Annotated in this window: 19 protein-coding genes; 7 read left to right on the top strand and 12 right to left on the bottom strand. The window is 32.5% G+C overall.

From position 1 onward, the window contains the following. The first annotated feature begins 208 nt into the window (after positions 1–208). From rpoB to M9Q43_RS06990, 5 genes are all read left to right on the top strand, one after another. Positions 209–4,021, top strand: coding sequence for a DNA-directed RNA polymerase subunit beta (gene rpoB, locus M9Q43_RS07010; RefSeq protein ID WP_262318234.1), 3,813 nt, complete (start codon positions 209–211; stop codon positions 4,019–4,021). Between the two features lie 254 nt (positions 4,022–4,275). Then, positions 4,276–8,583 carry a DNA-directed RNA polymerase subunit beta' gene (gene rpoC / locus M9Q43_RS07005; RefSeq protein WP_262318233.1) on the top strand — a complete coding sequence of 1,436 codons (4,308 nt, stop codon included), beginning with the start codon at positions 4,276–4,278 and terminating at the stop codon, positions 8,581–8,583. Between the two features lie 169 nt (positions 8,584–8,752). After that, positions 8,753–9,061: a DUF3467 domain-containing protein gene (locus M9Q43_RS07000; protein ID WP_008256595.1), complete on the top strand. Its 309-nt coding sequence runs from the start codon at positions 8,753–8,755 to the stop codon at positions 9,059–9,061. Positions 9,062–9,106: 45 nt separating this feature from the next. Then, complete coding sequence (locus M9Q43_RS06995) at positions 9,107–9,598, top strand: GNAT family N-acetyltransferase (protein ID WP_262318232.1); 492 nt, start codon at positions 9,107–9,109, stop codon at positions 9,596–9,598. Between the two features lie 119 nt (positions 9,599–9,717). After that, on the top strand, positions 9,718–10,650 hold the full coding sequence (locus M9Q43_RS06990; RefSeq protein WP_262318231.1) for an AlbA family DNA-binding domain-containing protein: 933 nt from the start codon (positions 9,718–9,720) through the stop codon (positions 10,648–10,650). Positions 10,651–10,753: 103 nt separating this feature from the next. Here M9Q43_RS06990 and rluF read toward each other — a convergent pair whose 3' ends face one another. From rluF to M9Q43_RS06975, 3 genes are all read right to left on the bottom strand, one after another. Further along, positions 10,754–11,542 carry a 23S rRNA pseudouridine(2604) synthase RluF gene (gene rluF, locus M9Q43_RS06985; protein WP_262318230.1) on the bottom strand — a complete coding sequence of 263 codons (789 nt, stop codon included), beginning with the start codon at positions 11,540–11,542 and terminating at the stop codon, positions 10,754–10,756. Between the two features lie 144 nt (positions 11,543–11,686). Then, positions 11,687–12,466 (bottom strand): zinc ribbon domain-containing protein, encoded by a 780-nt coding sequence (locus M9Q43_RS06980; protein WP_262318229.1) that lies wholly within the window; start codon positions 12,464–12,466, stop codon positions 11,687–11,689. Between the two features lie 2 nt (positions 12,467–12,468). Next, entirely contained in the window at positions 12,469–13,584 is a 1,116-nt protein-coding gene (locus M9Q43_RS06975) for a Nif3-like dinuclear metal center hexameric protein (RefSeq protein ID WP_262318228.1), read from the bottom strand. Positions 13,585–13,694: 110 nt separating this feature from the next. Here M9Q43_RS06975 and lpxK point away from each other — a divergent pair, with 110 nt between their 5' ends. Next, positions 13,695–14,708 (top strand): tetraacyldisaccharide 4'-kinase, encoded by a 1,014-nt coding sequence (lpxK, locus tag M9Q43_RS06970; RefSeq protein ID WP_262318227.1) that lies wholly within the window; start codon positions 13,695–13,697, stop codon positions 14,706–14,708. Next, complete coding sequence (locus M9Q43_RS06965; protein ID WP_262318226.1) at positions 14,680–15,492, top strand: purine-nucleoside phosphorylase; 813 nt, start codon at positions 14,680–14,682, stop codon at positions 15,490–15,492. Before lpxK ends, M9Q43_RS06965 begins: the two co-directional genes overlap by 29 nt. Here the strand turns inward: M9Q43_RS06965 and M9Q43_RS06960 are convergent. From M9Q43_RS06960 to recF, 9 genes are all read right to left on the bottom strand, one after another. After that, positions 15,467–17,674, bottom strand: coding sequence for a tetratricopeptide repeat-containing hybrid sensor histidine kinase/response regulator (locus tag M9Q43_RS06960; RefSeq protein WP_262318225.1), 2,208 nt, complete (start codon positions 17,672–17,674; stop codon positions 15,467–15,469). The two genes, M9Q43_RS06965 and M9Q43_RS06960, sit on opposite strands and share 26 nt — an antisense overlap. A 60-nt stretch (positions 17,675–17,734) precedes the next feature. Then, a complete protein-coding gene (gene gap, locus M9Q43_RS06955; RefSeq protein ID WP_262318224.1) occupies positions 17,735–18,745 on the bottom strand; it encodes a type I glyceraldehyde-3-phosphate dehydrogenase in 1,011 nt (336 codons plus the stop codon). Between the two features lie 86 nt (positions 18,746–18,831). Continuing rightward, on the bottom strand, positions 18,832–19,707 hold the full coding sequence (lipA, locus tag M9Q43_RS06950; RefSeq protein WP_133610606.1) for a lipoyl synthase: 876 nt from the start codon (positions 19,705–19,707) through the stop codon (positions 18,832–18,834). Between the two features lie 300 nt (positions 19,708–20,007). Then, positions 20,008–20,871, bottom strand: a complete 864-nt coding sequence (locus M9Q43_RS06945; protein WP_262318223.1) for a hypothetical protein — start codon at positions 20,869–20,871, stop codon at positions 20,008–20,010. Positions 20,872–20,969: 98 nt separating this feature from the next. After that, positions 20,970–21,533, bottom strand: a complete 564-nt coding sequence (locus tag M9Q43_RS06940) for an RNA polymerase sigma factor (protein ID WP_133610604.1) — start codon at positions 21,531–21,533, stop codon at positions 20,970–20,972. After that, a complete protein-coding gene (locus M9Q43_RS06935) occupies positions 21,524–22,633 on the bottom strand; it encodes a glycosyltransferase (protein ID WP_262318222.1) in 1,110 nt (369 codons plus the stop codon). The genes M9Q43_RS06940 and M9Q43_RS06935 overlap by 10 nt, the downstream gene beginning before the upstream one ends. A 12-nt stretch (positions 22,634–22,645) precedes the next feature. Next, positions 22,646–22,849, bottom strand: a complete 204-nt coding sequence (locus tag M9Q43_RS06930; protein WP_262318221.1) for a membrane or secreted protein — start codon at positions 22,847–22,849, stop codon at positions 22,646–22,648. Positions 22,850–23,162: 313 nt separating this feature from the next. Beyond that, positions 23,163–24,170, bottom strand: coding sequence for a UDP-N-acetylmuramate dehydrogenase (gene murB / locus M9Q43_RS06925; RefSeq protein WP_262318220.1), 1,008 nt, complete (start codon positions 24,168–24,170; stop codon positions 23,163–23,165). 119 nt (positions 24,171–24,289) lie between these two features. Next, on the bottom strand, positions 24,290–25,369 hold the full coding sequence (gene recF / locus M9Q43_RS06920) for a DNA replication/repair protein RecF (RefSeq protein ID WP_262318219.1): 1,080 nt from the start codon (positions 25,367–25,369) through the stop codon (positions 24,290–24,292). Positions 25,370–25,448 lie beyond the last annotated feature (79 nt).

The following is a 25,448-nucleotide window of genomic DNA, read 5'->3' as shown; positions in this document are numbered from 1 at the left end:
GAGAGTGCTCTCAAAGACCTAAACCATTTTGCGTATATTAAATTATTGTATTTTTTATACGCAAAAAAGTAATCAATAACGAAGAAAAAAATTAAACTAAATTTCCTGGTTTATTTTAAAGATGTATTGGTTATTAAAAAGGAAGTATTATTAAAACAGTGTATTTACACAAAAAATTACTTTTTTTAAATCAAAATTTTATCCATTGATGATTGCTAATCAGACTGAAAGATTAAATTTTGCTTCGACAAAAAACATTCCACAATATCCAGATTTTCTAGATATTCAAGTGAAATCGTTTAAAGATTTTTTTCAATTAGAAACAAAATCTGACGAAAGAGGCAACGAAGGGCTGTATAATACCTTCATGGAAAATTTTCCAATAACTGATACAAGAAATAATTTTGTGTTGGAGTTTCTTGACTATTTTGTTGATCCACCTCGATATACTATCGAAGAGTGTATTGATAGAGGTCTAACACATAGTGTACCTTTAAAGGCTAGACTTAAATTATATTGTACAGATCCTGAACATGAAGATTTTGAAACTATTGTACAAGATGTTTATTTAGGCACAATACCATACATGACTCCAAGCGGTACATTTGTTATCAATGGAGCAGAACGTGTTGTTGTATCTCAATTACATAGATCTCCAGGGGTATTCTTTGGACAATCTTTTCATGCGAATGGTACTAAACTATATTCGGCTAGAATTATTCCTTTTAAAGGATCATGGATTGAATTTGCTACCGATATCAATAACGTAATGTATGCGTATATCGATAGAAAGAAAAAATTACCTGTTACCACTTTATTTAGAGCTATCGGATTTGAAAGAGATAAAGATATCTTGGAAATTTTCGACCTTGCTGAAGAAATTAAAGTGTCTAAAACTGGTATCAAAAAATATGCTGGAAGAAGACTTGCTGCACGTGTTTTAAACACTTGGCATGAGGATTTCGTTGATGAAGATACTGGTGAAGTGGTTTCAATTGAACGTAATGAAATTATCCTTGATAGAGATACAATTCTTGACAAAGATAATATCGAAGAAATAATCGAAGCTGACGTTAAAACTATTCTTTTACACAAAGAAGATAATAACGCTACTGACTATACTATTATTCACAATACGTTACAAAAAGACCCAACAAACTCTGAAAAAGAGGCTGTTGAACACATTTACAGACAATTACGTAACGCGGAACCGCCTGATGAGGAAACGGCTCGTGGTATTATAGATAAATTATTCTTCTCTGATCAACGTTATAACTTAGGTGAAGTTGGTCGTTACAGAATGAACAAAAAGTTAAACCTTGATATTCCTATGGAAAAACAAGTTTTAACAAAAGAAGATATTATTACAATTGTAAAATATTTGATCGAATTAATCAACTCAAAAGCAGAGATTGATGATATTGATCACTTATCAAACCGTCGTGTTAGAACTGTTGGAGAGCAATTATCAGCACAATTTGGTGTTGGTTTAGCTCGTATGGCAAGAACTATCCGTGAGAGAATGAACGTTCGTGATAACGAGGTGTTTACACCTATCGATTTGATTAATGCTAAAACATTATCATCAGTAATTAATTCATTCTTCGGAACAAACCAGTTATCTCAGTTTATGGATCAAACCAATCCATTAGCAGAGATTACACACAAACGTCGTTTATCTGCCCTTGGACCTGGAGGTTTATCTAGAGAAAGAGCTGGTTTCGAGGTGCGTGACGTTCACTATACACACTACGGAAGACTTTGTCCTATTGAAACCCCTGAAGGACCAAACATTGGTTTGATTTCTTCATTAGGAGTTTATGCTAAAGTAAACGGAATGGGATTCATCGAAACACCTTACCGTAAGGTAACAAATGGTGTTGTAGATTTAGAATCAACTCCAGTTTATTTAAGTGCAGAAGAGGAAGAAGGAAAAATGATTGCACAAGCAAACATTGAAATGGATGCTACTGGTAAAATTACTGCGCATAATGTTATTGCGCGTGAGGAAGGTGACTTCCCAGTAGTTGAACCAACAGCTGTACACTATACAGACGTTGCTCCAAATCAAATTGCTTCTATTTCAGCTTCATTGATTCCTTTCTTAGAGCATGATGATGCGAACCGTGCGTTGATGGGATCTAACATGATGCGTCAGGCCGTTCCATTATTACGTCCTGAAGCTCCAATCGTAGGTACTGGTTTAGAAAGACAAGTTGCTTCTGATTCAAGAGTATTAATCAACGCTGAAGGTAGTGGAACTGTTGAATATGTTGATGCTGATAAAATCACTATCAAATATGACAGAACTGAAGAAGAGCGCATGGTTAGCTTTGAAGCAGACGAAAAAACGTATCAATTAATCAAATATAGAAAAACCAATCAAAGTACTTGTATCAACTTAAAACCAATCGTAAGAAAAGGTGATAGAGTTGAAAAAGGTCAAGTGTTATGTGAAGGTTATGCTACTCAAAACGGAGAATTAGCAATCGGAAGAAACTTGAAAGTGGCGTTTATGCCATGGAAAGGATACAACTTCGAGGATGCAATCGTAATTTCTGAAAAAGTAGTACGTGATGATATTTTTACATCATTACACATTGACGATTATACGTTAGAAGTTCGTGATACTAAATTAGGTAACGAAGAGTTAACAAATGATATTCCAAACGTTTCTGAAGAAGCTACTAAAGATTTAGATGAAAACGGAATGATTAGAATTGGTGCCGAAGTAAAACCTGGTGATATTTTAATCGGAAAAATTACACCAAAAGGAGAATCAGATCCTACGCCAGAAGAAAAACTTTTAAGAGCTATCTTCGGTGATAAAGCAGGTGATGTTAAAGATGCTTCATTAAAAGCTTCTCCATCATTACATGGTGTAGTTTTAGATAAAAAATTATTTGCGAAAGCAGTAAAAGATAAGAGGAAACGTTCGAAAGATAAAGAAGACGTTGACAAATTAGAAAACGAATTTGAAGTTAAATACAATGAATTAAAAGATAAATTAATTGAAAAATTATTTGTTATCATTGACGGAAAAACTTCACAAGGAGTTATGAATGATTTAGGTGAAGAAGTATTGCCAAAAGGTAAAAAATTCACTAAAAAAATGTTACAAGCTGTTGAAGATTTTGCGCACTTAACAAAAGGGCAATGGTCAACAGACGACCATACAAATTCAATGGTAAATGACTTAATTCACAACTACAAAATCAAATTAAACGATTTACAAGGTTGGTTAAGAAGAGAGAAATTTACAATCACTGTGGGAGATGAATTACCATCAGGTATTTTGAAACTTGCTAAAGTTTACATCGCTAAAAAACGTAAGTTAAAAGTAGGGGATAAAATGGCAGGACGTCACGGAAACAAAGGTATTGTAGCAAAAATCGTTCGTCATGAAGATATGCCATTCTTAGAAGACGGAACACCAGTAGATATCGTATTGAATCCACTTGGGGTACCATCTCGTATGAACATTGGTCAGATTTATGAAACTGTATTAGGATGGGCAGGACAAAAATTAGGTAGAAAATATGCAACACCAATCTTTGATGGAGCTACAATCGACCAAATTAATGAACTTACTGACGAAGCAGGAATTCCAAGATTTGGTCATACGTATTTGTATGATGGAGGAACAGGAGAACGTTTCCACCAAGCAGCAACCGTGGGTGTAATCTACATGTTGAAATTAGGACACATGATTGATGATAAAATGCACGCTCGTTCTATTGGTCCATACTCATTAATTACGCAACAACCTTTAGGAGGTAAAGCGCAATTTGGAGGACAACGTTTCGGAGAGATGGAGGTTTGGGCTCTTGAAGCATACGGTGCATCAAGTACACTTAGAGAAATCTTAACTGTTAAATCAGATGACGTTATTGGTAGAGCTAAAACTTACGAAGCAATCGTAAAAGGAGAAACTATGCCAGAACCAGGATTACCAGAATCATTCAATGTATTAATGCATGAATTAAAAGGTCTTGGATTAGATATCAGATTAGAAGAATAAATATAGAATATTATTGTAGAGGCGTTGTATCGCAACGCTCTCTACTATTTTTTTAAAAGTTTTTAAGGATTTATAACCGTAAACCGTTCCGATTTTTTATTGTACAGACAAAATTTATTGTGTCAAATACAATAACTAGCACTTCAAAATTTAGGTTTGAAGTTTAGAGAAGTAATTCGAGTCAACAGAAAAGTAGCATTGCTAAAGCTGTTTAAAATCAATTTTTAATTGCAAGTAAATCAATAGTAAAAACTATGATGAATAATAGAAATAATAGAGATAAGAACCAAATAAAAAGGTTTAACAAAATTACGATAGGATTAGCTTCTCCAGAATCAATTTTAGGAGAATCTAGAGGTGAGGTTTTAAAACCAGAAACTATCAACTATCGTACACACAAACCAGAAAGAGATGGTCTTTTCTGTGAACGTATTTTCGGTCCAGTAAAAGATTACGAGTGTGCTTGTGGTAAGTATAAAAGAATTCGCTATAAAGGAATCGTTTGTGACCGATGTGGTGTTGAAGTAACAGAGAAAAAAGTACGTAGAGATAGAGTAGGACACATCAACCTTGTTGTGCCTATTGCTCATATCTGGTATTTCCGTTCGTTACCAAACAAAATTGGTTATATTTTAGGTCTACCATCTAAGAAATTAGATATGATTATTTACTACGAAAGATACGTAGTAATTCAAGCTGGTATTGCTAAAAACGCTGATGGTGAATCATTACAAAAATTAGATTTCCTTACAGAAGAAGAGTATTTAAATATTTTAGATACACTTCCTATGGAAAATCAATATTTAGATGACAACGATCCTAATAAATTCATCGCTAAAATGGGTGCTGAATGTATTATGGATTTATTAGCTCGTACTGACTTAGACGAACTTTCTTATAGTTTACGTCACGCTGCTAATAACGAAACATCTAAACAACGTAAGACAGAAGCGTTAAAACGTTTAAATGTTGTTGAATCATTCCGTGAGTCTAACTTAAACAGAGAAAACCGTCCAGAATGGATGATTTTAAAAGTAATTCCAGTTATTCCACCAGAATTACGTCCGTTAGTGCCACTTGATGGAGGTCGTTTCGCAACTTCAGATTTAAATGATTTATACAGAAGAGTTATCATCCGTAACAACCGTTTAAAAAGATTAATGGAGATTAAAGCTCCAGAAGTTATCTTAAGAAACGAAAAACGTATGTTACAAGAATCTGTAGATTCATTATTTGATAACACACGTAAAGCTTCTGCTGTTAAAACAGAATCAAACAGACCATTAAAATCTTTATCAGATTCATTAAAAGGTAAACAAGGTCGTTTCCGTCAAAACTTATTAGGAAAACGTGTAGATTATTCTGCTCGTTCAGTAATCGTCGTTGGACCAGAAATGAAATTGTTCGAATGTGGTTTGCCAAAAGATATGGCTGCTGAACTATACAAACCATTCGTTATTCGTAAGTTAATCGAAAGAGGAATTGTTAAAACAGTTAAGTCGGCTAAGAAAATCATCGACAAAAAAGAGCCAGTTGTATGGGATATTTTAGAGAATGTAATTAAAGGACATCCTGTATTATTGAACCGTGCTCCTACGTTACACAGATTGGGTATTCAAGCATTCCAACCTAAGTTAATTGAAGGAAAAGCAATCCAGTTACACCCATTAGTATGTACTGCATTCAACGCCGATTTCGATGGTGACCAGATGGCGGTTCACTTACCATTAGGACCAGAAGCTATTTTAGAGGCACAATTATTAATGTTGGCTTCTCACAATATCTTGAATCCTGCAAATGGTGCTCCAATTACTGTACCTTCTCAAGACATGGTTCTTGGTCTTTATTATATGACCAAAGAGCGTCTATCAACTCCAGAAAAGAAAATTTTAGGTCAAGATTTGACTTTCTATTCTGCAGAAGAAGTAAACATTGCCCTGAACGAAGGTAAGTTAGAATTAAATGCTCGTGTGAAAGTACGTGCTAAAGATTTTAATGAAAACGGAGAGTTAGTATATAAAATCATTCAAACAACTGCTGGTAGAGTATTATTTAATGAAGTAGTACCACAAGCAGCTGGATATATCAATGAGGTTTTAACTAAGAAATCATTACGTGATATTATTGGTAGAATCTTAGAAGTTACTGATGTTCCTACAACAGCAGCTTTCTTAGATGATATGAAAGATTTAGGATATAAAAATGCATTCCGTGGAGGATTATCATTCTCATTGGGTGATATTCGTATTCCTGAACAAAAAACACAATTAATTGCGGATGCTAGAGAACAAGTTGAAGGTATCTCAATGAACTATAACATGGGTCTTATTACCAATAACGAACGTTACAACCAAGTTATTGATATCTGGACTTCAGCTAATGCTCAATTAACAGAGCTAGCAATGAAAAATATCCGTGAAGACCAACAAGGTTTCAACTCGGTATATATGATGCTTGACTCTGGAGCAAGGGGTTCTAAAGAACAAATTCGTCAGTTAACTGGTATGCGTGGTTTGATGGCTAAGCCTAAAAAATCAACAGCTGGTGGTGGTGAAATTATTGAAAACCCGATTTTATCTAACTTTAAGGAAGGTCTTTCGATTCTTGAGTACTTCATTTCTACTCACGGTGCGCGTAAAGGTCTTGCGGATACGGCTCTTAAAACTGCCGATGCTGGTTACTTAACTCGTAGATTACACGATGTATCTCAAGATGTTATTGTAAACTCTGTTGACTGTGGTACATTAAGAGGAATTGAAGTTTCTGCTTTAAAGAAAAACGAAGAAATTGTTGAAACTTTAGGAGAAAGAATTTTAGGACGTGTAGCTTTACAAAATGTAATTAACCCACTTGATAACGAAATTTTAGTTGAAGCAGGTGAGCAAATTACTGAAGCAATCGTTAAGAAAATCGAAGCATCTCCAATCGAAAGAGTTGAAGTACGTTCTCCATTAACTTGTGAAGCTAAAAAAGGAATCTGTGCGAAATGTTATGGTAGAAACTTAGCTACTGGTAAGATGACTCAAAAAGGTGAAGCAGTTGGAGTTATTGCAGCGCAATCAATTGGTGAGCCAGGTACACAGTTAACACTTCGTACGTTCCACGTTGGAGGGGTTGCTGGTGGTATTTCTGAGGAATCAAGTATTGTAACTCGTTTTGGAGGTAGATTAGAAATTGAAGATTTAAAAACCGTTAAAGGTGAAGATGCTGATGGAAATGCAGTTGATATAGTTATCTCTCGTTCTACTGAATTAAAATTAGTAGATGCTAAAACCGGAATTTTATTAAATACACACTATATTCCTTATGGTTCAAGTATTTTTGTTAAAGACGGAGACGTTGTTGAAAAAGGTACTACAATTTGTAAATGGGATCCATATAATGGAGTTATTGTTTCAGAATTTACAGGAAAAATTGCTTACGAAGATTTAGAACAAGGACAATCGTTCTTAGTTGAAATCGATGAGCAAACAGGTTTCCAAGAAAAAGTAATTTCTGAAGGTAGAAATAAAAAATTAGTTCCTACTTTATTGATTTATGGAAAAGATGGCGAATTAATTCGTTCATATAACTTACCAGTTGGAGCTCACCTTATGGTAGATGATGGCGAGAAAATTAAAGCAGGTAAAATTTTAGTAAAAATTCCACGTCGTTCTTCTAAAACAGGCGATATCACAGGAGGTTTACCAAGAATTACCGAGTTATTAGAAGCTCGTAATCCATCTAACCCAGCGGTAGTTTCTGAAATTGACGGTGTTGTTACATTCGGAAAAATTAAAAGAGGAAATAGAGAAATTGCTATCGAATCTAAATTTGGTGAAGTGAAGAAATACTTAGTAAAACTTTCGAACCAAATCTTAGTGCAAGAGAATGACTACGTGAAAGCTGGTACGCCACTTTCTGATGGTGCAATTACTCCAGAGGATATTTTAAGAATTCAAGGACCATCTGCTGTTCAACAGTATTTAGTAAATGAAATTCAGGAAGTTTACCGTTTACAAGGGGTAAAAATCAACGACAAACACTTTGAGGTAGTTATTCGTCAAATGATGCGTAAAGTAAGAATTGTTGATCCAGGAGATACATTATTCTTGGAAGATCAATTAGCTCATACTAGTGATTTCCTTGTTGAAAACGACAAATTATACGGAATGAAAGTAGTAGAGGATGCAGGTGACTCGGAAAATTTAAAACCAGGTCAAATTATTTCTCCACGTCAATTAAGAGATGAAAATTCGTTGTTAAAACGTAATGATAAAAATTTAGTAGTAGCTCGTGATGTTATTACAGCAACTGCTACTCCAGTACTTCAAGGTATTACGAGAGCATCGTTACAAACGAAATCATTCATTTCTGCGGCATCGTTCCAGGAAACAACTAAAGTATTAAACGAAGCTGCTGTTGCAGGTAAAATCGATACATTAGAAGGATTAAAAGAAAATGTTATTGTAGGACACAGAATCCCAGCCGGTACAGGTATGAGAGACTATGACAATATGATAGTAGGTTCTAAAGAAGAATACAATGAGTTAGTTGCTGCTAAAGAAGAATTTAATTACTAAAAGTAGCACTATTCCAATACTAAAAAACCTAACGAATTAATTTTTGTTAGGTTTTTTTTTAATCAAAAATTATACTTAATCTTGTACTAGATTTGAAAACTTAAAAGAACTTAATCATACATATACACTAAAGTAAAACTTAGATGACTTATATGTTTAAATAAAAAATATGGAAAATAACAACCCACAAGGACAAATCAACATCGAATTAGATGAAAAAACTGCCGAAGGAACCTACTCAAACTTAGCAATTATCAATCATTCAAATTCTGAGTTTGTGGTTGATTTTGTAGCGATAATGCCAGGCGTTCCAAAGGCAAAAGTAAAATCAAGAATTGTGTTAACACCACAACATGCAAAACGTTTATTAAAAGCACTAGGAGAAAATATACACCGTTTCGAAAGTGCACACGGAAAAATTGAAGAAGGCGAACAGCCAGCCATTCCATTAAATTTTGGACCAACAGGACAAGCTTAACATAATAACCTCTCAGAAATGTGAGGTTTTTTTTATTTTAGCAAAATGAATATTGTACCATTACAAAAAGAACAACTAAGTATTGTAGCTGAATTAGCTTACGAAATTTGGCCTTCTGCTTACAAAGAAATTCTTTCACCAGAGCAGTTGAAGTATATGTTATCGCAGTTTTATAGCATAGAAGCACTTGAAACACAATTCCAAAATGGGCAACATTTTTTACTACTAAAAGATGCTGAAAGAGCCGTTGGTTTTTTGTCCTACGAATTAAATTGTTACAATTCTCAAAAACTTAAAATTCACAAAATTTATGTGTTGCCTACCGAACAAGGTAAAGGTTTGGGCAAATTATTAATAGACAAAGCCATTGAAATTGCCATAGCACAAAACCAAAAAGCCGTTTTTTTAAACGTAAACAAATACAACAAATCCCGTTTTTTCTACGAAAAGTTAGGTTTTACCATCGTAAAAGACGAAGTTATTGATATTGGAAACGGTTATGTAATGGATGATTATGTGATGGAAATAGCTGTTTAAAATGTTTATAAGATTACAGTTTTCCACATTTTGTTTTGAAAAGGGTTTTGTAAATTGCATGAAAGTAATGAAGGATTACTTAATTTTATTATTTGCACAACATTATAAAAAAACTACTTATGAACGATGGCTTTATTGAATCGATATTTGGAAAATCCCGCTTTGATATTAATATTGAAGACATAATTGAATTTTTTTCTGAACCACAAGAAGAATCTTCTATTTTGGAATTTAAAAGCGGAGATGTTGAGATTAACGATTTATTTAAAGAAGTAGCGGCATTTTTGAATACTGAAGGAGGTTTATTAATTGTTGGCGCACCGAGAGAGACAAATAAAATAGTTGGTAAGACAACAACAAAAGTATGTCAAGGAGATATAACTTATTCGAGTTTCAAAAATAAAGATTGGTTATATCAAAAACTTGCGTCCAATATTGTTCCTTCACCTGTAAATTTAAGAATTGAAGAGTTTATTCTTGAAAAAGGGAATGTTTTTTTAATAGATATTCCACAAAGTAATACGCCACCTCATCAATCTGGAGCAGATGGTAAATATTATATTAGATTGGAAAGGGATGCTAAACCTGCTCCACACGGAATTATTCAAGCTCTTTTTAATAAAAGAAAATTACCTTTATTATCAGCAGATATTACAATTAATAAATTAGATGATTATAAAAGTGATATAGTTGTTAGTATTCGTAACCAATCAAATGTGCCTGCTGAAAAAGTTTCTTTTTTAGTTGATGTTTACAATATTAAATTTATTGAATCACTGCATAATTTTGAATTTATAAAAGATTCATTAGGTGATAAGTATTCTGTCTCAAATCATAGTAATCAAATTTTGGTTTCTGTTATAAATATTCCTATACGTTTTAAAGTTACCCATTTAAAAAAAGATTTTCTAATCTTTATAGGATATTGGTGTAGAGATTTAGATTTTGAATTTCAATATTTCACATTTTCACCAGAAAATGAAACAATGATTAATGGTTCGAGATTAGAAGGACCATTACTTTTAGACGAACTTAAAAGAATACAATTATAACGCTGAGGTTTTTGATGTCTTAACAAATTTTTTTACAAAGTGTTCAGATTTTTAAACAAAAAAGCACGAGAAATTTCCCGTGCTTCTTTAAATTATATGTTTCCTATCTATTCCTTTCCCCATAATTTCTTTTCCCAGTAAACTTACCTTTATTACTCGGCAAACTTGCTTCTTCAGTTTTGCTAGAAGGTTCAATCAATTTGTTCAATTCAGCAACTTCGGCATCGGTTAAGTTTCGGTATTTGCCTTCCGCAACGTCTAAGGAAATGTTGATAATTCGGGTACGTTTCAAAGCCGTTACTTCGTAATCTAAATATTCACACATTCTACGAATTTGTCTATTCAAACCTTGCGTTAAAATAATTCGGAAAACGTATTTACTAATTTGTTCTACTTTACATTTCTTAGTAATCGTTTCCAAAATAGGGATTCCATTTGCCATTCTATCAATAAATCGATCTGTAATTGGATGGTTTACGGTTACGATATATTCTTTTTCGTGGTTGTTTCTCGCACGAAGAATTTTGTTTACAATATCGCCATCATTGGTCATAAAAATCAAACCTTCACTGGCTTTATCCAAACGTCCAATCGGAAAAATACGCTCAGGATAGTTTATGAAATCTATAATATTGTCTCTTACGTCTAGGTTGGTCGTACATTCAATTCCCGCAGGTTTGTTGAAGGCTAAATAAATTGGTTTTTCATTGCGTTCCTGAATCAATTTTCCGTTTACACGCACTTCGTCACTTGGCGTCACTTTTGTGCCCATTTCCGGAACTTTTCCGTTAATAGTAACTCTTCCTTGCTCAATCAAACGATCAGCTTCTCTACGAGAACAAAAACCAGTTTCTGATAAAAACTTATTAATTCGGGTTGCATTTTCTTCCATGTAGCAAAGATAGGTTTTTTAGTGAAAAGCGAAAAGTGATTAGTGAATAGTAATTTGGGAATTATGAAAACTTTGCGTCTAAGCGTTTAAAAACAAAAAAAGCCCTTTTAAAAAAAGGACTTTCATTTATTGTTATGGAATCAATTAGATTGTTGCAAATAATTTTTCCATTTTTTCTTTTTCTTCATCGGCTAATAAACCGTCTACTAAAATTCTTCCACTGTGCTCATCTGTAATAATTTTTTTACGTGCAGCAATTTCCATTTGTGTTTGTGGTGGAATAGTAAAGAAAGAGCCAGCAGATGCGCCACGTTCAATAGAAACAACCGCTAAACCGTTTCTAACACTTGTTCTAATTCTGTCGTAAGCAGCAATTAAACGCTCTTCGATTTGACCTCTTAATTCTGCTGATTTTGCAGTTAAAAAGTTTTCTTCTTTTTCAGTTTCAGCCATAATATCGCTTAATTCAGCTTTCTTATGTTTCAAATGTGTTTGTTTACCTTCTAATCTTTCTTTAGTTTGAGCAATAACTTCTTTTCTGTGCTCAATAGAAGCTTTCATTTCTTTAATGTGTTTTTCAGCCAATTGAATTTCCAATTCCTGAAACTCCACTTCTTTAGTTAAAGAGTTGAATTCTCTATTGTTACGAACGTTTTTTTGTTGCTCTAAATATTTTTTAATCGATTCTTTGTGTCCATCGATTGCGTTTTTCTTTTCTTTGATTTGGTCATCAATTGTTTCTAAATCACTTTTTAATTTGTCTAAACGAGTAGAAAGTCCTGCTACTTCATCTTCTAAATCATCTACTTCAAGAGGCAATTCACCTCTAACATTTCTGATTTCGTCTATTTTAGAATCAACTAATTGTAAAGCATAAAGGGCTCTTAACTTATCTTCTACGCTTATCTCTTTGATGGTTGCCATATTTAAAAGTACTTAACTGGATTTGTATTTTCTTCTGATAAAATAATTCCGCATTGCAGCGAATTGGGTGCAAAATTAGTGATTTTTTCTTTAAGAAAATCAACTATATAATTTTTTGTATACCTTTCGCTTTCAAAATGACCAATATCAGCCAAAAGTAATTGATTTTCAGCTTCATAGAATTGGTGATATTTTAAGTCGGCCGTGAGATAAGCGTCTGCACCTGAAGCAATTGCATTATTAATTGCAAAACTACCACTTCCGCCTAAAACTGCTACTTTTTTTATTGATTTTCCTATGAAAGCCGAATGTCTAATGCCTCCACATTGTAATTTGTCTTTTACCAATTCTAAAAATTCGGTTTCAGAAAGCGGATTTTCGAATTCTCCAACGCGTCCCAAACCAATATTTTGATGCTTGTTTTCCAATTGATAAATTTCGTAAGCTACTTCTTCGTACACATGATTTTTGAATAAAGCTTTCAAGATTTTACCTTGCAAATGTTTTTCAAAAGTCAGCTCGATTTTAATTTCTTCGTTTTCTACAAATTCAAAACGCTCTCCAATTTCCGGATTCGAATTTTCATTTCCCATATAAGTTCCAATTCCTTTCGAATTAAAACTACAATCTTCATAATTTCCTATCGTTCCAGCGCCAGCATCAAACAGGGCATTTCGCAATTTTTCAACATTTTCTGGAATGGTATAGGTAACCAATTTTTGAATGTAATTTTCTTTCGGAATCAATACTTTCGAATGTTTCAAACCTAAAGCATCACAGAAAATTTTATTCACACCATTTTGATGATTGTCCAAAGCAGTATGAACGGCATAAATCGCAATGTCGTTTTTAATGGCTTTCAAAATCGAACGTTCGACGTAATTTTTACCCGTAATTTTCTTAATTCCCGAAAACAAAATAGGGTGGAAGCAAACGACCAAATTACATTTTTTCGAAATCGCCTCATCAATCACCGATTCCAAAGCATCATGACAAACTAAAACGCCATCAATTTCTTGATTCGGGTTTCCAACCAAAAGCCCAACATTATCAAAATCTTCGGTGTAACCTAGTGGTGCCATTTCTTCAAGAACAGAAAGTATATCGGAAAGTTTCATGATGTTTGATTTTACTAAATGATTACACAAATTAACGAAATACCAGTTAGAAATGAAATGATAAATAGCATAAACTTTAATATGATGATAATTTATTATACTTTCGTAATATGATTTTGTTACGAAAAATACTTTTCCCTTTAGCCTTTTTGTATTGGCTCATTACGTTTATCCGAAATTGGCTTTACGACAAAGGCATTTTCAAGAGTTCTTCTTTTAATATTCCAATTATTGCTGTTGGAAATCTTAGCGTTGGCGGAACAGGAAAAACACCTCAAATTGAATATTTAATCCGATTGCTTTCTGATAAATATAAAGTGGCTGTTTTGAGTCGCGGTTACAAGCGTACGACCGAAGGTTTTATTTTGGCAGATGAAAAAGCTACTGCGAGTTCAATTGGTGACGAACCTTTTCAGTTTTATTCGAAATTTTCAAATATTCAAGTAGCGGTTGATGCCAATCGTAAAAACGGAATTGAAAATTTATTACAACATCCGAATAGACCAGATGTAATTTTATTAGACGACGCTTATCAGCACAGAAAAGTAAAAGCTGGTTTTTATATTTTGCTCACAGCGTATGACGATTTGTTTTGCGATGATTATATTTTGCCTTTCGGGAATTTACGCGAACCGTCTTCAGGGAAAAAACGTGCCGATATGATAATTGTCACAAAATGTCCGAATGATTTATCCGAACTTGCGCAGCAGAAAATCAGAGAAAAGTTAAAGGTAAAGCAACCAGTTTTCTTCACTACAATTCAGTACGATGATTATGTTTTTGGAAATGAAAGTAAATTGTTGGTTTCTGAAATTCAATCCGAAAGTAAAGTTTTGGTAGCTGGAATTGCAAAACCTAAATTGTTTTTCGATTTTCTTAAAAATGAAACTGATGAAGCTTTGGTGTTTCAAGATCATCATCATTTTTCAAAACAAGATTGTGAACAAATTTTGGCAAAAGCCAATGGAAGAAAAATAATTACAACAGAAAAAGATTTTGTTCGTTTAAACGGATTATTGCCTAAAGAGCAATTGTTCTATTTGTCAATAAAATCTACTTTTTTAAATAAAAACATTGATAAAACGATAGAAGATTATGTGGGACAAAGTACAAGAAACAGTTAGTTTCATTAAAAACAAAACCAATTTTACTCCAGAATATGGTGTGATTTTAGGTTCAGGATTAGGCGGTTTTACAGAAGATATTGCAATCGAACATACATTACCATATACGGAAATTCCAAATTTTCCAGTTTCAACGGTTCAAGGTCATAAAGGTGCTTTGGTTTTTGGAACGATTCAAGGAAAAAAAGTGGTGGCAATGCAAGGTCGTTTTCATTTTTATGAAGGTTACGATATGAAACAAGTAACTTTTCCGGTGCGTGTAATGAAATATTTAGGTGTTGAAAAATTAATTGTATCCAATGCTTCGGGTGGCGTAAATCCATCATATAAAGTGGGTGATGTTGCTGTTATTACAGATCATATCAACATGATGCCCGAACATCCATTACGTGGTCATAACGATGAGCGTTTTGGTCCAAGATTTGTCAACATGAGCGAACCGTATTCAAAAGCGATGAATGCTAAAGCATTTGAATTGGCAAAAGCATTAAATATCGATTTGAAAAAAGGAATTTATTTAGGTTTACAAGGGCCAACATTTGAAACGCTTGCTGAATATAAAATGGTAAAAGCCTTAGGTGCTGATTGCGTAGGGATGTCAACCGTTCCAGAAGTAATTGTAGCACGTCATATGAATATGGAATGCTTTGGTGTTTCAGTAATTACAGATATGGGTGATGAAGAAAATATTGAAGAAGTAAATCATGAAGAAGTGTTACAAGCAGCTCAAAAAGCAGAGCCTCATGTAAGAAACTTAATTAAGAATTTGATTGCTCACTATTAGTTAAGTAAGCGGTTACTACATTATAAAAATGCTCTGGTTCAAATGGTTTGGTAATTACTTCATTCATGCCGTAGGACAAGAGCATTTCTTTATTTTCATTTAATGAAATAGCTGTTAATGCAATAATTGGAGTTGTTGTGTCAAATTTTCTAATTTCGGTTGTGGCTTCAGTTCCGTTGATTCCAGGTAAATGAACATCCATTAAAATTAGGTCATAATGGTTAGTTTTTGCGTTTTCAATCGCATCTTCACCATTGTCTATGATAACACATGAAATACCTTTCTTTTCAAGCATTTTTTGGGTAATCATTTGATTGATTTTGTTGTCTTCAACCAATAGAATATTTTTCTTATTTAAGTATTCAATTTTCTGATTTATCTCTTTTTTAACTTCGTCTTTTGCAGCTTTTTCAAATTCTAGTTCAAAAGAAAAAGTACTTCCTTTTCCGCTTTCACTTTTTAAATGAATGGTGCTTCCCATCAGTTCTAGAATTTTCTTAACAATAGAAAGCCCTAAACCTGTTCCTCCATACGTTCGATTAATTTCAACTGAACCTTGACTAAAACTATCAAAAATAGTTTCTTGTTTGTCTGTAGGAATTCCTATTCCGTTATCTTTTACTTCAAAGTATAATTTGATTTCATTATTTGATTCTTTAATTTTTTTAACAGTACACCAAACATCTCCATTTTTACTAAATTTAATCGCATTATTCAATAAATTGATGATAATTTGCGACAATTTTGTAGGATCGCCTTTTAAGTTAGAAGTTATCGTTTCATCAATATATAAATGGCAATTGATGTTGTTTTCGTTGATAAATTCTTTGAATGATATGGTGATGTTTTCGATAAGTTCTTTTAAATCAAAGCTAATTTTCTCAACAGTTACTTTGTCTGATTCTAAACGATTAATTTCTAAAATATCATTGATAAAATTCAATAAGTAGTTTCCAGAAAACTCTAATGACTTCAGGTAATTTAGTTGACTTGCTTTTGGTTTTTCTTGTAATAAAAGATAGGTTATCCCGTTAATTGCATTTAATGGTGTTCGTAATTCATGACTTACTGTTGATAGGAAATCTGCTCTTGCTTTTGAAGCTAATTCTGCTCTTTCTTTTTCGGCAATTAATTCTTTGTTTTTTTCTTTTAATAGTTTATTCGTGCTAATTCTAATTTTATTGTTTTTGTATAGCGATAAACTCAAAAGCGATAAAATCGAAATCAAAGCAATACTCAAAATACTAATTAACTTAGAAAAACGTAATGTTTTTTGCTGACTTTTCTTTTCTTTATCTAATTGTTCAATTGTTTTTAACTGCTCATCAAATTGAATTTTATCAATCATATTTTCCGAATCAAAACTTAGAAAATGTTTTGAAATTGAGTCGGTTAAATCGGCATATTTTTTTAGATAAAAGTGTGATTTTTCCTTGTTGTGGCTTCTTTCGTAAGCAATACTTAATTGTTTTAGAATTTTTTTTGAAGCTTCAAAATCACTTTTATTTGTTTGATTTGCAACGTTTGCTAAATCATAATAACTAATTGCTTTTGCATACTTTTTCTGTGCCATTTCAATTTCTCCCAATTGAAAATAAGCTTCAGATTTTGTACTAAGAAAAGCATCGTCATCTAAATTTTTAATTACAGATAAAAGAATTGTAGTTGCTTCTGGATAATCCTTTTTTTCTTTTTTGATTATTCCTTTCTGTAAGTTTATCAATTCAATTGCTTCAAAAAAGTTTAGTTTTTCATATAATGAAGCTGCTTTTTCAAAGTAAATTTCGGCAACTTTAATATTGTCTTTTTTTAGATAGCATTTACCAAGGCCATAATAAGAAAGCGCTAAATTTGTTTTAGGCTCTTTTGTGTCAAATGTATTTACTGCTCTAATGAAGTAATCAATTGCTAAATTGTTTTTTTCTAAATCATAATAAATGTTTCCCAATTGCAAGTATGAATCGGCTAATTTATCGTTTAGGTTATTAGATTTTGCGTATGTAATTGCTTTTTCTGTAAACTCAATTGCTCTTTTGTAAGATTTTTTATCTTCTTTATTAAAAAGGCCAATTTCTAAATAATAGTCAGTACTATCGCTAATTTTTGCAACATCTTTATATACAGATTGTGTGTAACTTGAAAAAGTTACAAATAGTAAAAATATTACAAATTGCTTTGTCAATTTAAGTCAAGATTACTTTTTAACCCTGCAATTTAAGTTTTTTACAGATAAAAAAAAACTTTATTTTTTAGAAACGAATGTAATTAAATCAATTAATCGAGAAGAATAGCCAATTTCGTTGTCGTACCAACCTACAATTTTTACCATTTTGTCAATAACAGAAGTTAATTGCGCATCAAATAAACATGAATTTTGATTGCCAATAATATCTACAGAAACAATAGGGTCTTCGGTATAATCTAAAATCCCTTTGAAATTCGTTTCAGCAGCTTTTTTGAACGCTTGATTAATTTCTTCAATAGAAACTTGACGTTTGACATTAAAAGTAATATCGGTCAACGAACCATCTGGAACCGGAACGCGAATACCACAACCACCAATTTTCCCTTCTAATTCTGGAAATATTTTTGTTAATGCTTTTGCAGCTCCAGTTGTTGTTGGAACAATAGATTGTGCAGCACCTCGAGCTCTACGCAAATCTTTATGCGGTTGATCGTGTAGACTTTGGTCGGTAGTGTAGGAGTGAACGGTGGTGATGTACGCTTGTTCAATTTCACACAATTCCTGAATAATTTTAATCATCGGAGCTGCGTTGTTTGTGGTGCAACTTGCGTTAGAAATTATCGTTTCGCTTCCGTCTAAAATGTGTTCGTTTACACCTAAAACTACAGTTTTTATTTCATCAACTTCAGATGGTGCTGAAAGAATTACCCTTTTCGCTCCAGCTAAAATATGTTGGTTAATCTCTTCAAACGTTTTGAATTTTCCAGTCGATTCAATAACAATATCAACGTTTACCGATTTCCAATCTAGATTTTTAATTTCTCTTTCGTGAAAAAATAAAAATGATTTATCATCAATTATAATCGAATCATCAGAAAACGAAACCTTATGATTCAAAACACCGTGAATGCTATCGTATTTTACCAAATGCGCCATTGTTTTGTTATCTGCAATGTCGTTGATGGCAACCACTTCAATAGTAGGATGATTCAAAAGCAATCGGAACAAATTACGTCCAATTCTTCCAAAACCATTAATAGCAATTTTTATTTTTGTTTCAGGTTTCAATTCTTTTTTGTTATAGGTTTTTATCTAGAATTCAATTCGCTATTCACTAATTACTTTTCACTAATCACTTTTCACTAATCACTAAATTAATGAATATGTTTCTCCGCATGATAAGAAGAACGCACTAAAGCACCGCTTTCCACATGTCTAAAACCTAATTCTTTTCCTATTTGTTCGTATTTCGCGAATTGTTCTGGCGTGATGTATTCTTTAACAGGTAAATGTTTTTTACTTGGTTGTAAGTACTGACCAATCGTTACAATATCGACTTTTGCATCGGCTAAATCGTGTAAAACTTGAATCACTTCTTCTTCTGTTTCTCCTAAACCTAACATAATACCCGATTTTGTTCTTTTGATGCCTTGCTCTTTCAAATAGCGTAACACTTCTAAACTTTTTTCATATTTAGCTTGAATTCTCACTTCACGTGTCAAACGTTTTACGGTTTCCATATTGTGAGAAACTACTTCTGGAGCAACTTCGATGATTCGGTCTAAGTTTCTCGTGTTGCCTTGAAAATCTGGAATTAAGGTTTCTAATGTTGTATTTGGATTCATTCGGCGAATCGCTTTCACGGTTTCTGCCCAAATAATCGAACCCATATCTTTTAAATCATCACGATCTACGCTAGTAATAACCGCATGTTTGATGTTCATAATTTTGATAGAACGCGCTACTTTTTCAGGTTCATCCCAATCCACAGTTTCAGGACGACCTGTTTTTACACCACAAAAGCCGCACGAACGCGTACAGATATTTCCTAAAATCATGAAAGTTGCTGTTCCTTCGCCCCAACATTCGCCCATATTAGGACAACTTCCCGAAGTACAAATCGTATTCAGTTTGTATTTGTCTACTAAACCTCTAAGTTCGGTGTAGTTTTTACCGGTTGGTAATTTTACGCGCAACCATTTTGGTTTGGGTTCTCTTGGTGGAAAAACATTGTCTATAGCCGTGTCCATAATCAAAATTTTGATGGACAAAGATACGATATCAAATTCAGAATTTTGAAGTAACAATTTAGAAAATGAGAAAACTTTAGGAAAGTTTTAGGAAATGTTTTTGGGCGTTCCTGTTTGCTTCGTGCCTCGCAATGACGGGTCAGGCTATCAGCACTAGCTTTTTATAAAAAACTTTTATTAGTTTTATATAAAAGAGCTCAAACAAATGCTGCTATCCTTAACGCAAAATGGTTTTCAGTTGAATTAAAATTTTAAACGCTTTGTATGAATATTTTTAAACTCTTTAACACGATAAATAACTTATTCTATTGCTGGTAAGCCAATTTTTAACCTTGCTTCATTCGTAGCTTTTTTATCTGTTGGTGGTACATTTCTATAAGTAGCATAATATGTAAATGGAATTATATCACTATCAACAACAATTTTATGATCAACCATACCTCCATAAATAACCGGAGGACACTTACCTTTCTTTAATTCATCCAACAAGAAAGGTTGAATTTCATTAAAAAATGAGAGACTAATATGTTTTAATAGAACAGACAATGTAGATAACTTATATTCATTTCCTTCTATGTGTCCACCAATTAATTTCTGAGTAGGATAACCATATTTTTTAAAGATAAACCGTAACTTTTTTTCATTTTCTTTATCAATGGAATCAGTCTTAACAATGTTTTTTTCAATCCTATACTTTTGATCGTAAAATAGCATTTGAGTTAATGAATCTCTTACATTGTAATTTATATTGCTATTGAATTTATTGAATTTTTCTTTCAATTTTTTATCTGAAATTCCAGAAAATTGCTTTAATTCAGGCCAAAATTTATTGTTGTAATTAGACAGATTACTGCCATATTCATCTACTAATATATACATGATTTTTTTGACTTTCTTCTTATTCTTGAATTTCAAGGCTAATTCACAATAAATATCTAATTCATTTATAAAAAGCGTCTGAATTGGTTCATAATGATTGAATAAACTGTCTAGTAAAAAGAAAGTTTTTTCATGCTCTCCTTTATCATATGCTTTTTTCGCCTTGTCTACAGATAAATAATAAGGTACATAGTTTTGATTTTTATCTCCAACTTTTGTGTAATTACTTTTACAGGAATAAAAGGATAGAGTAACAATTATTATCAAGAAAAATATTTTTTTCATTTTAGATATTTAAGATTCTCAAATATATTATTTCTTTATTGTTGTAACTAAATACTTAAATAAATATTTAGGAAAGTTTTAGGAAATATCAAGTTGTATTACTTCCCCGAAATAATCTCCGCCAATAATTTCTTAGCTCGAAGCAATTTAATTTTGATGTTGTTCAGCGGTTCATCAATTTGTTCTGCCATTTCTTGATACGTCATTTCTTGAAAATAACGCATTTGAATGACTTCCTGATAAGCAGGTTTCAATTGTTTGATGTATTGAAGTAATTGTGCTAAATTTTGTTCGATAATCAATTCATCTTCAGCAGAATTGGAATCATCGGCAACACTGTAGGCTTGATGGTCTTCTTCGTCATTCATTTCAATAAATAAAGACGATTTTTTTTTGCGAAGCATGTCGATATGAACATTTTTTGCAATAGCAATCAACCAAGTATTAAAACCATATTCGGGATTGTAAGTTGCGATTTTATCAAACGCTTTCGCGAAAGTTTCAATAGCAATATCTTCGGTATCGGTTTCGTTTTCGGTGCGTTTTAGCATGAAACCATAGACTTCATTCCAGAAAAAATCCAATAAAAATGTGAAAGCAACTTGGTCTCCCTTTTTTGCTTTTTCAATATTTTCTTGAATGATTACCGAATTTACTTCCAATGTACAGGTTTTGAGATGAGGTTTCTAAAAAATACGCTTAGTTGAGTAAAGATAAGTACAATTTCAATAATTGGATACCAATACATGACATCTTTTTCTTTTAGTTTTCCAGCAGCATAACCTAAAGAAATCCAGGTGAATAAATATCTAAAAACGATAATTCCAGTAACAATCATCCATTGGAATTGGAATGCTAACAAAACAATCGCTAAAACTAAAAACCAGAACTGACTAAAGAAAAATAATCCCAATTGAAATTTATCAAATCCTTTGTAGAATTTGGCAGTCGTTGCGTGTCTTCTTTTTTGATACACCCATGATGAAAATGTAGTTTTCGGTTCCGAAAAAGTAAAACTTTCTGGCGTGTATAAAATCGCCGTGTTCTTTTTTGTTGCCGCTTGATTGATAAATAAATCATCATCACCCGAACGAATTTTCATGTGATCCATAAAGCCACGAACATTGAAAAACTCTTCTTTTTTATAAGCTAAATTGCGCCCAACACCCATATAAGGTTTGCCGATTTTCGCCCAAGAAAAATATTGGGTAGCGGTTAACATCGTTTCAAAACGAATGATTTTGTTTAAGAAAGAATTCTTTACTTTTTCATATGCGCCATAACCTAAAACAATCGTTTTTTCTTTGGTAAATTGAGTCGAAATCTGCAACAACCAATCGTTTGAAGATGGATAGCAATCTGCATCGGTGAAAACTAAATACTCGTTTTTTGCTGCTTTAATTCCTAAGGTTAACGCGAATTTTTTATTACCCCAAAATGCTTCATTGTTTTGAACTTTTACCAATTTTACATTCGCATATTGCTTTTCGTAAGCTTCAAATAATTCCAAAGTTTCATCGCTCGAAGCATCGTCAATTAAGACAATTTCGTAATCAGGATAGTTTTGGGTAGCCAAAGATTGAAAATACTTTTTGATATTTTCTTCTTCGTTTTTAGCACAAACAATTATTGAAATAGGTAAACGTTTCGGAGTTCCATCTGTTTTTTTACCAAATGAGAATTTTCCGAAAATAAAAAGGTAATAAATAAATTGAATAAACACGATAACCGCAAAAGCGATTAAGAGTATTGTTAGTATCATAAATGGATAAAATTATGCGTGCGATTCTTCGTTGCAGTCTTTCATTTGTTCAGGAGTTTTTCCGCAGTAACTACAGTTTTCTCCATCTTTATTCAAAAACGGACTTTGGCTAGCACAAGTTCCTGCAAATTTTCCGTCTTTTTTTGCCCAAATTTTTATCGCGATTCCTGCAAACGCAAGACCTAAAAGTCCAATGGTAAATAATACAAGTTTCATCTTTTTTTATTTTGAACTGCAAAATTAATTAAAATCCAAATAACAAATCCCAAATTCCGAACAAATCTCAAAAAACAAATTCAAAATTTTTGGAACACAGATTGAATAAATTTAAGAAATCTTTAAGTTGAAAAAGATTAGCACGCGGATGAAACAGATTTGCTAATACAAAACGCAGATTTAAGCGGATTTCTTATGTTGCCTATGAAAAGTGAAATGCCTAAAATCAACACAAAGCAAATCTAATGTGTCTATGTGTTTAAAAAAGCACGCCAAGATTTTAAACTCCCAACTTCCTTCTCCCAACTCCCAACTAAATAATATTCACTTCCGCTTCTATTGCAATTCCAAATTTTTCTAAAATCGTTTGTTGAATATTTCTCGAAAGGGCTACAATTTCAGCTCCAGTTGCCGTTCCATAATTCACTAAAACCAAGGCTTGATTTTTATGAACTCCAGCATCACCAAAACGTTTTCCTTTAAAACCAGCTTGTTCAATTAACCAACCAGCAGGAACTTTTACTTCGGTTTCAGAAACTACATAATGTGGCATTTCGGGATGAAGTGCTTTTACTTTTTCGTAGGCTTCTTTTGCAATAATTGGATTTTTAAAGAAACTTCCGCTATTGCCTAATTCTTTTGGATCAGGTAATTTACTTTGACGAATGGCGATTACAGCGTTGCTAACGTCTTTTAATGTTGGATTTTGTATGTTTTGATGTTGTAATTCGGTTTCAATTGCTCCATACGTAGTAGAAACTTTGTGGTTTTTCTTAGTCAATTTGAAACAAACTGAAGTGATAATATATTGATTTTTCAATTCGTTTTTGAACACGCTTTCACGGTATTCAAATTTGCATTGTGCATTAGTGAAAGTTTCAATTTCTAATGTTTTCAAATTCAAAGCATCGCACGAAAACATCGTGTCTTTAATTTCGACACCATAAGCGCCAATATTTTGAATTGGAGTTGTACCAACGTTTCCTGGAATCAACGATAAATTCTCAATTCCACCGAAATTTTGGTCAATACACCAAAGTACAAATTCGTGCCAGTTTTCACCAGCTTGCGCTTTTACAATGGCAAAATCATCGTTTTCTTCAACAATTTCTCTTCCTTTTAAATTCACGTGAACAACTATTTTTTCGATGTCCTGCGTCAAAAGCATATTGCTTCCACCGCCCAAAATAAAAATATCGTCGTTTTTTGTCAACACTTCTTTCAATTCTGTAATCGAACTTACCGAAACAAATTGTTTGGCTTTGGCTTCAATTCCAAAAGTATTGTATTTTTTTAGAGAGAAATTGGTTTGAATATTCATTAGAATAATTTTTTTCAAATGTAATGTATATAGCAGAAATTACAAAAACAAACACGAATTTCACGAGTTTTCACAAATCAAATTCTAAACTTCCAGCTTCCATCATCCATCTTCCAACATTAAATTTGAAATATTTTATATGATTGATGTGTTTCTTTAATGATCATTTCCGTTCGTTCTGCATGAGTATCAGAAATAAAAATTTGTCCAAAAACGGCATCATTTACCATGGTCACAATTTTTTGTACACGTGTTTCGTCTAATTTATCGAAAATATCATCAAAAAGAAGGATTGGTAATTCGCCACTTTGTTTTTTCATGAATTCGAATTGTGCCAATTTTAAAGCAATCAAAAATGATTTCTGTTGGCCTTGCGAACCAAATTTCTTAATCGGGAAACCATCTATTTCAAAAACCAAATCATCTTTATGAATTCCAGCGCTAGTATATTGAATAATTCGGTCTTTTTGTAGCGATTCTTCTAAAAGTGACATTAAATCTTTTTCAAATAATTGACTTTCGTATTTTAAAGCAACTTTTTCATTTCCGCCTGAAATATTGGTGTGATGTTTTTCGAAAATTGGAATAAAATCGGCTAGAAATTGCTTTCTTTTTTCGAAAATTAATTGCCCGGAATTGCTTAATTGTTCGTTATAAATTGATAAATTATCCGCATCAAAAGTCTGATTCAAAGCGAAATACTTTAATAATGCATTTCGTTGCGCTAACGTTTTTTGGTATTGAATCAGCAATTGTAAATAAGAGCTATCTAAAGTTGCAATAACGCTATCGATAAATTTTCTGCGTGTTTCGCTTCCTTCCACAATTAAATCCGCATCAGAAGGCGAAATAATCACTAACGGAATTAAGCCTAAATGTTCGGAAAGTTTTTCATAGACTTTGCCGTTTCGTTTGATGGTTTTTTTTTGTCCTTTTTTTAAGCTGCAAACAATTTTTTCTTCTTTGCCGTTTTTTTCAAGTAAAGCATCTATCACGAAAAACTCTTCGCCATGTTTGATATTTTGAACTGCTAAAGGGTTGAAATAGCTTTTGCCATAAGCCAAATGATATATTGCATCTAAAATATTAGTTTTTCCAACGCCGTTTTTCCCTACAAAACAATTAATCTTAGCGTCAAAATCAAATTCGATTTGAGCTAAATTTTTGTAGTTAAAAAGCGATAATTGTTTTAAAAACACAATAAATATACTTTGATTTTGGACTAAAAATAGGACTTTATGCAAAAGTAAATCGAATTTGTTAAAAATATATACTAAA

The sequence above is a fragment of the Flavobacterium odoriferum genome (assembly GCF_025499515.1).
Classification (GTDB): domain Bacteria; phylum Bacteroidota; class Bacteroidia; order Flavobacteriales; family Flavobacteriaceae; genus Flavobacterium; species Flavobacterium odoriferum.
Note: the sequence above shows the minus strand (reverse complement) of the source record. Positions and strands in the feature narration are given on the sequence as shown.

Excerpts from the sequence above, each read along its gene's own strand:
- rpoB (WP_262318234.1), top strand. The coding sequence starts at position 209 with ATGATTGCTAATCAGACTGAAAGATTAAATTTTGCTTCGACAAAAAAC.
- M9Q43_RS06930 (WP_262318221.1), bottom strand. The coding sequence starts at position 22,849 with ATGAAACTTGTATTATTTACCATTGGACTTTTAGGTCTTGCGTTTGCA.
- rluF (WP_262318230.1), bottom strand. The coding sequence starts at position 11,542 with ATGGAAGAAAATGCAACCCGAATTAATAAGTTTTTATCAGAAACTGGT.
- M9Q43_RS06945 (WP_262318223.1), bottom strand. The coding sequence starts at position 20,871 with ATGAAAAAAATATTTTTCTTGATAATAATTGTTACTCTATCCTTTTAT.
- lpxK (WP_262318227.1), top strand. The coding sequence starts at position 13,695 with ATGATTTTGTTACGAAAAATACTTTTCCCTTTAGCCTTTTTGTATTGG.
- rpoC (WP_262318233.1), top strand. The coding sequence starts at position 4,276 with ATGATGAATAATAGAAATAATAGAGATAAGAACCAAATAAAAAGGTTT.
- lipA (WP_133610606.1), bottom strand. The coding sequence starts at position 19,707 with ATGGACACGGCTATAGACAATGTTTTTCCACCAAGAGAACCCAAACCA.
- M9Q43_RS06965 (WP_262318226.1), top strand. The coding sequence starts at position 14,680 with ATGTGGGACAAAGTACAAGAAACAGTTAGTTTCATTAAAAACAAAACC.
- M9Q43_RS06975 (WP_262318228.1), bottom strand. The coding sequence starts at position 13,584 with ATGAAACTTTCCGATATACTTTCTGTTCTTGAAGAAATGGCACCACTA.
- M9Q43_RS06990 (WP_262318231.1), top strand. The coding sequence starts at position 9,718 with ATGAACGATGGCTTTATTGAATCGATATTTGGAAAATCCCGCTTTGAT.
- M9Q43_RS07000 (WP_008256595.1), top strand. The coding sequence starts at position 8,753 with ATGGAAAATAACAACCCACAAGGACAAATCAACATCGAATTAGATGAA.
- M9Q43_RS06935 (WP_262318222.1), bottom strand. The coding sequence starts at position 22,633 with ATGATACTAACAATACTCTTAATCGCTTTTGCGGTTATCGTGTTTATT.
- M9Q43_RS06995 (WP_262318232.1), top strand. The coding sequence starts at position 9,107 with ATGAATATTGTACCATTACAAAAAGAACAACTAAGTATTGTAGCTGAA.
- murB (WP_262318220.1), bottom strand. The coding sequence starts at position 24,170 with ATGAATATTCAAACCAATTTCTCTCTAAAAAAATACAATACTTTTGGA.
- M9Q43_RS06980 (WP_262318229.1), bottom strand. The coding sequence starts at position 12,466 with ATGGCAACCATCAAAGAGATAAGCGTAGAAGATAAGTTAAGAGCCCTT.